This is a genomic window from Pseudomonas sp. Irchel 3H7 (genome assembly GCF_900187605.1).
Taxonomy (GTDB): Bacteria; Pseudomonadota; Gammaproteobacteria; order Pseudomonadales; family Pseudomonadaceae; genus Aquipseudomonas.
Map to the genome: position 1 here is coordinate 35,248 of NZ_FYEA01000018.1, position 13,245 is coordinate 48,492.

A 13,245-nucleotide genomic window follows, 5' to 3' on the forward strand; every position below is an offset into this window, starting at 1 on the left:
CCTCTCTGTTCTGCTCAATCACTGGTCTTTGAAAATGAACAGCGTTGTTTGCCCCAGAACATCTGTCTGTGTTCCACCCAGCAGATAGCTGATCTTTTTATCTTTGCTGTAAGCCGACAGAGGCTTTGGTTCGCTGCTGGATGTTTGCACCACGACCTCACTGCGCTCGAAACGCTCAGACTGAAATCGCTGCAACCTCCCGTTAATAAGAGGCGGCAGTTTCAGCACGAATACGTGGTCGATTCTCTCCCGGTAAAAGAGCAATTCGTTCTCGGCAAGCGTATTTGTCGAGTGGTTCAGCACGTACCCGTCATCCTCCAGAAGCTGACTGAACAGCTTGCGCAAACCGGGCCCGTCTGGCGTCGCGGCGTACTCGTTCCAATGCCGGGAGAAGCGTCCGGGGTCAAAATCCAGTCGCATCAAGCCTTCACCCAGTGAGGAGGGAATCGCCAGGGTTTCTTCCGGTCCGTAAAGAGGCCGTAACATCAGTAACGGGTCAGCCAGTTCTCGACGCGGCGCTGTGTGCTGATCCCTGTTGGCCCAGTAACGAAACACTTGATTCATGAGCGCCAAACCGGGGGCAATGATGATTTCAGATCGGTTTGCCTGATTGAACATGGCTCGGGCGAGTGAGTTGACCGATTGATCCGACAGGTATTTGAAGGTTCTGGAAATGTATTGAGTGAGCGGCATCTCAAAAGGCACGACACTGTCCAGCACTGTCCATTGGTTGTTCTGTTTAACCGCCCACTTGGGCTGCAACGACGGGTTTTCCCGCAGCATGTATTCGAAGGTGTCGTACAAGACGGGTGAGAACAACGGATGTTGCAGATAGACCAGTCGCGGGTTGGCACTCATGTCCTGTTGCATCACCCGGTAATACTGCCCGTCTATCTCGATATGATGGCCCACCTGTGGACGGACACTCTGGCCCCAGTTTCGCCATAACCCGAAACTCAAGTTGATCGCCTCGGGATTGGCGGACAGCAAGCTTTCGGTCAGCGCTTGGCTGGCATCTGTCCCTTCTTCCTGATGCAGACGCTTGCCCGGGACGGCCATGGGCTCCGGCGTATCGGTTGAGGCTTTGCGTTTTTCCTGTAGCGAACGCTCCGGTTCAGAACCGGTTTTGCGGCGCCACAGTCGCGTCCCGGGAATCTGTTCGAACAATAATGCGGAGGCATCGCGCACGGTCGCAGAGCTTTGCTGATACTCACCGTTGGCGTTTTTTCGCACCATGACGGTTCCTTCGGCCGTATCGATATAGGTTTTGCGGTGCTTGTCGTAGCGGATCCCGTCTGGCGTCTGCCGGGAGGGGGAGAGCAGGGCCGCTGCATCGGGTGCCAGGTAGGTCGGCTGTTCCGCAGCAAGACTCTCGGCGGCTGCATTTCGCCGGTCACTTTCCGAGTTGTGCGCCAGCCAACCCGGCCGTTCGAACGTCCAGACGGGCTGGCGCTCTGTTCTGATCAGGAAGGGCCCGGGCAGACGCGGGGAGAAATTGAAGGGAATCTGATAGCGGCCATCTTGCTGCATCTCGACCAGCAGATGGCCTTCATTCTCAACACGGGCATATAACTTGCCATCCGGACTGGTGAACAGACCGCTGTCGTGATCCAGCCGTTGTAGCAGATGGGCTTGATCGGCAGGCCAGGTGATTGCTCGCAGTGCTGACTCAACTTGCGCTGAGTAGGATGCAGGCATGTCGTTGACCTGCACTGACGGGGGCTGCGCCGAGGCCTCCGGCAGCGCTGCGGGGAGTGTTGTGGTTGCCGGTAGTCGGGGAGATGTGTTTGCCATATTTGGGCGAATATCGGGCGCAGTGACCCCGGCCACGCGCTTCGGTGGTTTGACCATTGATTTGATCTCGGTGTATGGAGCAAGAGGTTTTATTGAGGCTTGTCCACAAAAATCTGCGGACAAGTTGCGGAGATGCCGGGTTGTGTATTCAACCTTCTCTAACAATGAACAGGGTCGAGTTATCGGGGGAAATCTGTTGTTTGCCGCCCACCAGATAAATCACTTTGTAACTTTTGAGATGTTCGGCCAGCGCCTGTCTGTCCGCTTCGCTGAGTCTGCTCTGGAACTGCGGGCTGGCAATTTCGGAGCCGACAACGGAGTAACGAGGTACAGGCGTCTGCGTAACAGGGGTCAACTTCAATACGAAAACAGCAGCGACGCCTTCTCGGTGAAAAATCATCACGTCTTCGCCACTTGGATGCGGGTGTCTGTTCGGGTTGATGCTGTAACCGCTGAGGCCAAGGATCCTTTCGAATACGTCGCGCGTGCTTGAAGCACTCGACGTCGAATCCAGTTGCTGGACGTCGAAGTCCAGACGCTGCAAACGGCTCGAAACAGGCGCCGGCAAAGCGAGCAGTCCTCCGGCGTATTGGTCATTGTGCCGGGTGGGCAAAACGGGCAGCAGCATCAAGGGGTCTGAAAGACCGGGGTGGGGCGAGGTGTTGTTGACTCTGTCGGTCCAGTGGCGCAGCGTCAGTGTCATTGCTGAAAGTCCACCGGCATCAATCCCTTCAGGCGTGGACACACGATCAAATAAAGTTCTGGCGATGGTATTTGCCGAGTGTTCGGACAGAGAGTTCAGGGCGCTGGATACATATTGCGTTGCCGACATTTCGAACGGCGCGTGGTTGTCCAGAACCTTCCACTGGTCATTGCGTTTCAGCGCCCATTTCGGCTGTATCGAAGGGTCATTGCGCAGCATGTTTTCGAATTCGTCGAAACCTTGAGGTTTAAACCTCGGGTGTTGCAGATAAACCAGTTCGGTGTTGGCGTGTAGAACCTGCCTGACCAGCGGATAGTGCAATTTCTCTATTTCTATCGACTCACCTGTTTTCGGTTTGGTGGTTTTTCCCCAGTTTTTCCACTGTGCTACCGACAGATCCAGTGCAGCCGGCCGCTGGGCTGACAGACGTTCGATCAGCACGCCTGTCGTCGATGCGACGTCGCTTTCCTGGACCGGGTATGGGCGATTGCTCGGACCGGGTAGAGCGTCGGTCGTTTCGGTGGACACTGGGTCGGTTGCGGCTTGAAGGCGGTGTCGCGGCTCGTCGATTTCACGCCACTGTTTTGTCCCCGGAATCTGTTCAACCCATTTACCTGTCGGAGACGCTTCCCCGGCGTGTGTCTGACGCCAGCCATCCGCGGTTTTGCCGACCATAACCATGCCGTCGTGCATTTCGACATACGCTTTCTTGTACTTGTCGTAGCGAAAACCTTCTGCGGTGCCTTCCTGAAGTTTTAGTTGGCTTGCCGATTCGGCATGGATGAACACCGGATGTTGCACACTCGCGCTGGTGGCGGTGCTTGCGGCGGCTGCCTGCTGGCTTTCGCTGAAGTGCAGGGATACCCAATCGGCGGCACGTGATGAACCTGAGCTCTCAGGGAAGTGGTGGACGGTGATTGTGGGGCGCGGGGAAGTCACGTCCGCCAAGGGGTGGATAGTGACCGTTTGGGGTGACGTTACTGCCGGTAAGGCAGTTGAAGACGCGCCGGCTGCGCCAGGCACATTGTCGCCGCCTGGGCCAGGATGAATGATTTCCCCGGCCGTAGCTCCGAGAGGATTGCCTGACAGTTCGACGGGGTTTGCGGACGCGTCGGGCGAAAGCGTACGCGGAATTTTCTTCGGTGGCTTGGCCATTGAATGACTCCTTTGGATTGTTTATCCAGTCGTTTGCATCGGGGTGGGGAGCCATGGTCGGGAAAAGATCATCCGGATGTGCGGTACATATGTAATGTCCTGCCAGCATTTGCCGCAGGATGTTGCGCAATCCGTCGGATGTGTAAAAAACTCTCATCGACGCGCTGCCGACGAGAGTTTCGCATCGGCCTTTACCGCTCTCTGAAAATGAACACGGTTTCGGGATTCGACTGCACCCTCAATACGCCACCGATCAGCCACACTACTTTGTTCTGTGCCGTGGCGGTTGTCAGGGCTTGCAACGCGTCGGTGCCAATCCTGGCCGGCAAGCTCGGGTCTGCCAGCTCATTGCCTGGGGTGTGGGAAAAGCCGACATGTTCCACTGCGCCCAGTTTCAGGAAATAGATCTGGTCATGGGAGTTGCGCCGGAAAACCAGAGTGGGCATGCGATGCTCATAAGTCAGAGGAAAGACGTCGTAGCCGCTGCGTACCAGCAAGGCGCCAATCAGACGCCTGAGGTTCAGATCTGTCGGATAGGTTTTGTAGTGATTCCATTCGACGGGAAAACGTGTTGGATCGAAATTGAGCCGTTGCAGCTCGCCGTCGACCTGGGAGGGCATCCGGATGATTTTTTTTCCGTCGCGATCAATGGAGGGTGCCACCTTCAGCATGTTTAGCGGGTCGGCGTACGCTGGTGTCGTGGGAAACGGCCGTTGCTTCCACTGATGCAAGACGGCCTGAATATTGATCAGTCCGGTGCCGGTAATCACAGGTGAGTTGTCCGCGAGTTCAAACAATCTCTTGGCGACGGCATGTGCAGTGGCATCAGAAAAGTCGGGAAATGCCTTGGCAACCGACCGCGATATCGGTTCATTAAAAAAACGTTTACCGGGGTTTATTTCTCCGGGATCGTTACCTAGGCGAAACGTTGCAACGGGCTGCAACAAGGGCGCTGTATAGAGCATTTGGTCGAACGCCTCGAAGCCTGCAGGCGTAAAGTCTGGATGTTGGACAAAGTAGACTTTGGGTGTGCGGTTGGAGCCGACAGGCACAATCGGATAATGAAACCAGCCGAGTTGCACGGACTCCACCAGCGGTGGTTTGTTCAGATGGCCCCACGGTAGCCAGAAAAGCGGTGTTTGCTCGGTCGGGGCGCTCGCGTCAAGGCGCATTGGCAGAACTGGATCTACAGGTGCGTCGAGCCGTGGTCGTTTGCTTGGGCCTGGTCGCGCTTCGTCCGGTTCGGCAATCGGTCGAGACGTGCCGGCAACAGGATTTTCTTTGGTGGGTGAGTTCGGGCTCTTGCGGCGCCAGAGTACTGTTCCGGGAATCTGTTCAAAAAAAATATCGGGAGATTCCCTGCTCGTCGGCGAGGCCAGTTGATACTCACCTTGTTGGTTTTTACGGACCATGACCGTACCTTCTGCCGTATCGACGAAGGTATGGTTGAGCTTGTTGTAACGCAGTGCATGCGCTGAAAGCTCTGCACGGGTCAGTGTATTTGCGTCTTCGGGCGCAAGGTAGGAGAGGGGGGGCGGGGTGACAGGTGTTTCGGTCCGAGACGCTGTCGATTGCCAGCCAGGGCGCTGGATAAGCCAACTGGACTGGCCTTCTGTCCTGGTCAGTACTGGCCCGGGAACACCGGGCGCAAAGGTCAGAGGAACGTAATAATTGCCCTGCAAATCCCGTTCGACGACGAACCGGCCTTCGCTGCCGATTTGTGCGTAGGTCCGCTGATCCGGTCCGGTGAACAAGCCGGTATTTTCTCCAATCGGCGTCAGTTCGTGCAATCGGTCCTGAGGCCAGGCAATTGCACTGCGGGCGGTCCGGTAAGTGTCGGGTATTTCGTTGACGATGACGGCGGGCGGTCGATGGGTGGAGGTGCCAGTGGCGTGTGCCCCGCTGGTTGAATCGACGCCAGACAATGGGGTGTCGGGCAAGGTTGGGGTGACGCGGGTGCCCGAGCCTGGCTGCGCAGGTCTTGTTGTAACAGTTGTATCGGCTGGTGCTGTCACCGGAACTTTCTTGGGTGGTTTCGCCATGTGAAATTACTCATTGAGGGATGATGCGTAACGCACGGAAGTGCCTCGCCGCATTTTTCAGGTGCACTCGTCTGCATCCCGGAAAATCCAGGTTGGGAAAACGATGGAGAGGTTCGATGACTTACACTTCGTTGCGCGCGCATGTTTTCGGGTTTGCCTGATGTACGGCGTGCAAAGTTGCAGGCCTATGCATCAAGGGCGGCGGCGTGAAGAGGGTGAGATCTTGATGGTTACAGCGGACCGAACACTGAGTCGGCGAGCTTCAACTGATCTACTTTGCTTTTGGTTTTTTTGCTCGTTGTTTCATCAGTGCTGTGTTTGCGATCAATGGTCGAAGCATTGTGCTCATCGCTTTCAAAGCGCATATCTGTGATGACGACGGCGTCAGTAATTTTTGCTGTTGCCAATGACGCTTTGCGTACGGTGATGGCCATCTGAACTTCCTTGTTCTGGCAGGTTTTTGTCAGGCGAGGCGTGATAATACGATCGATTTTTGAACGCTGTATATCAACGGGTTGTTGCTGTGTATTGCGCGCGGCGGGTGCTGCTGGAAAACGCAGCCTGAAAACAATAAACCGGCCCGAGGGCCGGTTTATTCAGGCGCTGACGTCGTTTGGCCAGTGGTCAATTATCGGGCAGTGACAGTGGCGGCACCCGCTTTGACTTATGGTTGCAACGATTGAAAATTTCCAGCTGCGAATAAGTTATTTGCCGAGATTTGTTACTGTCCAGAATCCATTTACGGTTCGCCAGGTTGTACTTCAATCTGCCTCGAGTACCGTCGCTCAATGCAATGTTGCGCACGTACAGTTCACGTTGAGCAAGCGCGGAAAATTCCTCGGGCAAATCTTCCATCGTAGGCGGTTCAAAATATCTGGCGTCGAGGCTGTCGATATAAATCCGGTCGAAAGTCAGGTCTACGGTATGTATCACGCCTTTTGGTCCGATGACAAAAATCTGATCAATCAGATCGTCAGGACCGTACTGCGGTAGATGCAGAGTGACCGTTCCGATGTACAGCTGATTGCCGGACAATACGATCTTGAAGTCTTTGATTTGCGTCGCATCGATTTGCCAGGTGGATGAGTTGTTCAACCGAACTTTGGCAGTTGCCAGGCCGCCCGGCGTCGAAATCCGTATCACCCTGTTTTCGCGCAAATGCATCGTATAGGTGGCACCTGCACCCGCAAAGTTTTCGATTGCAGTTTGTTCGGTTAAAGGCAAGAACCTGACACAGGAAGAAACGTGATCCAGTTTCTCCGTGAGGGATACGGGTAATTCGAAAACCGCTTTGTCGTGGGTTCTCAGCGGGAAACGCAAGTCATGACTGGTCAGTGTATTGGCGACAACGCTGTGTTTATAGTGTGCCGGAGGTACGGCGTACTCTTTCTCCAGGATCAGCGTATGGGATTTTCCATCGCGAAATACCAGCTGATAGCCATGGGTAGAGACGCTGGCTGCGAGGTTTTTCAGGGCAGCATCGAGTGTTGTTTCTGAATACTGGCCGACGCCGGCGATCTGCAACAGGCTCTTGCCGAAGTAGAACAGAAAATCACACGAGACATTGACCTTGTCTTTGTCCGCCGCTTCGTTCATCAAAATGGCGGGGGTGGTGGCAAAAGCAACATGTGCACTGGTCATTTCGGCATAGTCGTAATCAAGAAAGATGCGCGTGCCGTAATTGGAATCGGCGGAGCTGCCGGTTATGAATTGAGTGTGCAGGTTGTAGCGCTGAACGTAATAGTGGGTGTTTTGTCGGGTGGGTACATTGCACACTGTTGCGTGGACAAAGGTCGTTGGTTCAGGGCGTCCCCCTTTGGTTTTTTCTGTGTGTATCTTGACGGGATGGTCGTGTTCGATTGTTTTGGGCAGATCCGGTTTCAGGTGATATCCATCGCGAGTAATGATTATTAATTTGTCATTGTGCAAAACCCGACGCCCGTCGGTTTTTTTGTACACGTTATCGATGACTATTTTGCTTCGGCGACCGTAATGAAAGTCGAAGCTCACTTCGATGGAAAGACGGCATCTGTCCACCTCCCATTTCTCGATCTGGTCCATTCGCCAGCCCAGCGATATCTTGCTTTCGTCTACACCATCTTCCGAGATGAGAACTGAACCCTCCGCCAATTCCACGTGATAAAAATCCACTCCCGATTCACCGAATGCGGTGGCGTTTGCCTTGTACATATAAATCGAGTCGTTACCGGCGCCAGCATTAATGGTGTCTGCGCCTCTTGAGGAAATCACGTTAGGTGCTGCGGTGCCCGTGACAATGCTTCTTCCGTTTTGCAGCGTCTGAACGTTTTCAACGCTTTCGAGTAGTGTCTTGAGCGAGTACGTCTCGCCATCCACTACAGACGCATCCGGGTTCGGCGTATAGATGCGCAAGGTGCCCGCCGCCAGATCGATGGCGTAGCCACGGCCGGTGATCGGATGCGACTGGTTGCCATCCAATATCAAAGTGTCGCTGCCGGCACCGCCGTCGAGTCGGGAAAATTCACTGCTTTCGATATATCTTGCCAGGTCATCCGCCGCATCCTGGGCAGTGAACCTGTCATCTTTGTCGCCCCCCGTGAGATCCTTTATGCCTTCCGTGTAATAAAAGGCATTAGGCTTTTCCGCGACACCGGTGATGGTGTCTTTGCCACTACCGATCAGCCACAAAATGCCTTTGGTTTTCCCCGGCGTTCCCAACACGGCACCAGGGGTTTGAGCCGTTACGCCGTCGCGAGCGTCAATGGTATCGTCAAGACCGACTACTTCAGGGACGTAGTCAATCGGCATGGTTTCGACTCCCCACCAGTGTTTTACGCGCTTGCGTCTTTTCGTCAGGCGGTCTTCATAACGGCCATGCACGACGGCTTCGATGGTGTCCTTCTGCGTCTCGTTGAGTATCTGGCTGGCGCTCGCTTGCATTCGTTTGGCGGTTTCGATTTTGGCTTTGGCCAGTTCGTAACGATTTTTGATGTCCTGGTCTATGTCCTTCAATGGCAGAAAGGAAAACCATCCGGTGCGCCAGCGCTCTTCAACGGTGAGTTCGATGTAGTCATCGATTTCATCCACCATGCGTACGGCACCGTAGACCTGCGATCCTATTGCCATCAGCGCACCCGCCGCGAGGCCGACCGGGCCGGCGAAGGAAAAACCGGCCATGGCGGCACTGCCGAGAATGACGGTCATAGCGGCACTGGCAATGTTCAAACCGCCGCTGACGTAATGATCCATGGCCTCTTTGCCGGTTTTATTGCTGGCGGCGTTGAATTCTCTGACGGCGCTGTAGATATCGAACGGTAATGTCAGTGCACCGCCAATGAGTCCGCCGGAACGACCCAGGCGGATCCCGGCACGGGTTTTGGTGAAGTCGCTCAAGGCGCCACTGCCTGCCTCGATCATGCGCTGGCCGACTTTGGTCACAGCTACGTCGGTGATAATCGAGGCCACCTCGGTGCCGATCCCGATGCCGTTGAAAATGATTTCATCCTGATCATTATTCTTCACGGCATCGTAAATGCCGCGAATTCCCATGAATATGCCAAAAGCCTGAATGCCGACACTGGCGCCGATCATGGAATGGTTCTTGATGATGAGCCAGTCCGGATTGCTGCGCTTGCTTGAATAGACCAAGTGCAAATCGAGGGTCTGCGCCGATTTCAACAGGCGAGCCATTTTTTTCGCGTATCCGCCATCCTCGACACTTGTCCCGATGTCTTCGCTGATGACCGGAAGGGCAGTGGAAGGACGCAGACTGGCTAGTTCGAACAAAAAGGAAGGCAGCAAATAGTCATCACCGAAGGTGGAGACTTTCATGCGCTGTTCGATGGCGGCATAACTGAGTTGCAGGGCGTTGACGAACGATCGACTTGGCCGGCGGAACTGGGTGTTATGACCGGTTAGCGGCTGGCCATCGATGGTCGCTCCCATAGCATCCAGCGCTCGGCGTGTCACTGTGTATGAACCTATTTTGAACGGTCCGAACAGCTCGTCGAGCATCTTGAGCTGACCGGGCTTTCGTTGGCCAGTCGAGGCAGGCGTCTTTCCCGCATCATCGGCGCCCGTCGCTTCGAAGTCGATTGTCTCGGCGGTGCGTTCATTGGTTTGCACGCCGATGTCCAACACTTCGAAGGTGTCAAACTGGGCATAGTGGCTTTTAACCGGTATGGGTTTTAACATTGAAACATCCTTGTTCAATATAGTCTGCAGCATGCAGGGCAACGTTGCAGATAGAGATATAACTTCATGTAGTGCGAGTAAAGAGCTGATGTGTTGCAATTAAATAAGTGAAAGGAAGTCAGCGGTTTGAATAATTATGAATCTTCTTGTTTCAAATGAGAGTTACTTGTTGTTTTCCATCCAGAACACACTAAAAAATCAAGTCGCCATCGTGATACGACCTTGTCGTCGGGTTGACGCAGTAACTTTTTGTTTCGCAGACAGGGTACACAAGTGGCGACAGCGACCTGACGCCAGCGGGATTTTTAAACAGACTTGTTGAATCGGCATCCATGAAAGCCGGATGTTGCAACGTGGCGCCGAGTGAACTCGGCAGTCAGGGGGGGCGGAAAAGTCAGTGGCCGCGTGCGGTATATATGTCTTGAAGCGAAGGCAAACGAGGCAATACGTTTAACGTAACTGGAGGAGAGCGATTCTCCAGGCTGCGTGTAACACGGCGGGCTGATTCAGTGAGAATGAGCCCGCCAGCGTTTCAGTGGCTACTAAGCAAGGACGCCGCGCCGGCACCGCCAAACAAACCGGCACTGATCCGGTTGAACCAGCTCTGGCCTTTACCACTGCGCAGATAACGGGCAGCGCCATGGGCACCCAGTCCGTAGGCCAGCTTGCAGAGTAGATCGAGCACTGTCCAGGTTGCGATCATCACCAGCAACTGCGCAAGGAACGGTTGTTCGGCGTTGAGGAACTGCGGCAGGAATGCGGCGAAGAACAGGATGTCTTTCGGGTTGCTTGCGCCCAGCACAAAAGCGCGGCCGAACAGCGTGCGAAAACGTGGCACCGGCGCTGCTTGTGGTACTTCGGCGCCGACCGAGGGCTGACGCGATTGCTGCCAGCTCTGCCAGGCGAGGTAGAACAGGTACAGGGCACCAACGATCTTCAGGGCGCTGAAGAGTTTTTCCGACGCGAGCAACAATGCACCAAGTCCCAGGGCCGAGGCGCTGAGCAGGCAGATTGAAGCGCTGACGCCGCCGAGAAATGCCGGATACGAGCGGCGCAACCCATAGTTCAGACTGTTGCTGATCATCAACAACGACAGTGGCCCCGGAATCAGGATCACCACCAGCGCAGCGCCGCTGAACAGCAGCCAGGTTTCCAGACTCATCACTTTCCTCCTTTTTTTGTTGTACTCAAGAATGTGCAAAAGCCCCACCGGTCAGGGTGAGGCTGTGTTGAAGCTTGAACCGCGTGACGCTTACAAGAAGATGAACTTGGCGATGAAGATCGCGCAGAGCACCCACAGGCTCACGGAAATTTCCTTGTACTTGCCGGTACCGGCCTTCAACGCCACGTAGGTGATGAAGCCCAGCGCGATGCCATCGGCGACCGAGAAGGTCAGTGGCATCATGATCGCAGTGACGATGGCCGGAATGGCGTCAGTGGCTTCATCCCATTCGATGTGGGCCATGCCGCCCATCATCAGCATCGCTACATAGATCAGTGCACCGGCGGTGGCGTAAGCGGGAATCATGCCGGCCAGCGGTGCGAAAAACATCGCTGCTATAAATAGCACACCTACGGTAACTGCGGTAAGACCAGTCCGACCACCAGCGGCCACACCGGCGGCACTTTCTACGTAACTTGTGACGGGCGGGACACCGACCACGGCGCCGAAGACGCTGGAAGCACTGTCGGCTTTCATCGCGCGGGAGAGGTTTTCGATACGGCCGTCGGCGTTCACCAGATTGGCGCGCTGGGCAACGCCCATCAACGTGCCGGCGGTGTCGAACATGTGCACAAAGAGGAAAGCCAGTACGACGCTGATCATGCTGACGTTGAACACGCCGGCCACGTTCATCGCCATGAAGGTCGGCGCCAGGCTCGGCGGGGTCGACATGATGCCTTCATAGTGAACGATGCCCAGGCCCCAGCCGGCCAGGGTCACGGTGATGATGCTGATGAGGATCGCACCGAACACGCGGTGGTAGCTGAGGATCGCAATCATCAGGAAGCAGATGGCCGCGAGCAGCGGACCAGGTTCACGCAGGGAGCCGAGTTTGATCAGGGTCGCCGGACTATCGACGACGATCCCGGCGGTTTTCAGACCGATCAGACCGAGGAACAGACCGACACCGGCACCCATCGCAAAGCGCAGGCTGACCGGAATGCTGTTGAGCAGCCACTCACGAATCCGCGAGAAAGTCAGGATCATGAACAGCACACCGGAGACGAACACCGCACCCAGCGCGGTTTCCCAGTTGTAGCCCATGGTACCGACCACGGTGTAAGTGAAGAAGGCGTTGAGGCCCATGCCCGGCGCCAGACCCACCGGCCAGTTGGCGTACAGGCCCATCAACAGGCAGCCCAATGCCGCGGCGATACAGGTGGCGACGAAGGCTGCACCGTGATCGATCCCGGCATCGGCCATGATGTTCGGGTTGACGAAGATGATGTAAGCCATGGTGATGAAGGTTGTCAGACCGGCAATCAGCTCGGTCTTCACCGTGGTGCCATGCAAGCTGAGTTTAAACAGACGTTCCAGCAAGCCACTGCGTAATGGCGGCGAGAGGTCCAGCGTCGATGCTTCGGATTTGCGGCTTTCCACAGCGAGTACTCCTCAAGAGTTTTATTGTTATTTCCAGGGCCGGACCCATGAGGGGTGGCAGCGGCCCTTTGAGGCTTACGCGAATTTGTTGACCATGCGGTCAGGAACTCGCACGCTGTGGATTATGCTTTTGTGTACAAATAAAGCAAATATTGTTTTTGGTTTTGTTTACGAAAGTTCCGTCAATAGGGATATATCGCCTATGCCGGCCCCTGCGCGAGCAAGCTCGCTCCCCCATTGGAATGCGTCCCCCTGTGGGAACGAGCCTGCTCGCGAAGAGGTATTCTCATTCAATCGAGAGCCGTCTGAGTTTTCCCCAATGCCAGATTCACCGCCAACCATCCATTCACCGCCGCTTCCCCGGCCTCGGCAAATACCCGCTCCAGCAACTTCACCTGCTCACGGCGCAACGCCTGCTCGAACTTCGCGCCTTCCGCCGTCAACTCCAGCAGGCGCTTACGCTTGTCAGTCTCCGAGGCGACGCTGTCCACCAGATGCATTTCCTGCAACTGCCGCAGCGGCATGTTCAGCGCTTGCTTGCTCACACCGAGCAAGGCCAGCAGCTCTTTCACGCTCAAATTCGGATAGCGCGCGATGAAAAACACAATGCGCTGATGCACCCGCGACAAGCCACGGCGTTCCAGCATTTCATCAGCTTTGGCGGTGAACGCCTGGTAGCCGAAGAAAAACGCTTCCATGGCCTGTTGTTGGCTTGCAGGGTTTTTAAGGTCAAGCATGTTGACGTACTCGCTCAGGCTGTCGTAATTTCAGTCAAC

Annotated in this window: 8 protein-coding genes; all 8 read right to left on the reverse strand. The window is 55.3% G+C overall.

Annotated elements, in window-relative coordinates:
* Positions 1–18: 18 nt before the first annotated feature.
* The gene (locus tag CKW38_RS27115; RefSeq protein WP_095114341.1) at positions 19–1,851 is read right to left on the reverse strand and encodes a hypothetical protein; all 1,833 of its coding nucleotides are present in this window, start codon (positions 1,849–1,851) and stop codon (positions 19–21) included.
* A 91-nt stretch (positions 1,852–1,942) separates the two neighbouring features.
* Positions 1,943–3,652 (reverse strand): hypothetical protein, encoded by a 1,710-nt coding sequence (locus CKW38_RS27120; protein ID WP_095114342.1) that lies wholly within the window; start codon positions 3,650–3,652, stop codon positions 1,943–1,945.
* A 191-nt stretch (positions 3,653–3,843) separates the two neighbouring features.
* Complete coding sequence (locus CKW38_RS30020; protein ID WP_141232690.1) at positions 3,844–5,694, reverse strand: hypothetical protein; 1,851 nt, start codon at positions 5,692–5,694, stop codon at positions 3,844–3,846.
* Between the two features lie 230 nt (positions 5,695–5,924).
* Entirely contained in the window at positions 5,925–6,128 is a 204-nt protein-coding gene (locus CKW38_RS27130) for a hypothetical protein (RefSeq protein WP_095114344.1), read from the reverse strand.
* Between the two features lie 190 nt (positions 6,129–6,318).
* A complete protein-coding gene (locus CKW38_RS27135; protein WP_095114345.1) occupies positions 6,319–9,867 on the reverse strand; it encodes a calcium-binding protein in 3,549 nt (1,182 codons plus the stop codon).
* Positions 9,868–10,399: 532 nt separating this feature from the next.
* Positions 10,400–11,029, reverse strand: coding sequence for a LysE family translocator (locus tag CKW38_RS27140; RefSeq protein ID WP_007914001.1), 630 nt, complete (start codon positions 11,027–11,029; stop codon positions 10,400–10,402).
* Positions 11,030–11,119: 90 nt separating this feature from the next.
* Positions 11,120–12,469, reverse strand: a complete 1,350-nt coding sequence (locus CKW38_RS27145; RefSeq protein WP_007914003.1) for an NCS2 family permease — start codon at positions 12,467–12,469, stop codon at positions 11,120–11,122.
* A gap of 290 nt (positions 12,470–12,759) precedes the next feature.
* The gene (locus CKW38_RS27150; protein ID WP_095114346.1) at positions 12,760–13,206 is read right to left on the reverse strand and encodes a MarR family winged helix-turn-helix transcriptional regulator; all 447 of its coding nucleotides are present in this window, start codon (positions 13,204–13,206) and stop codon (positions 12,760–12,762) included.
* Positions 13,207–13,245 lie beyond the last annotated feature (39 nt).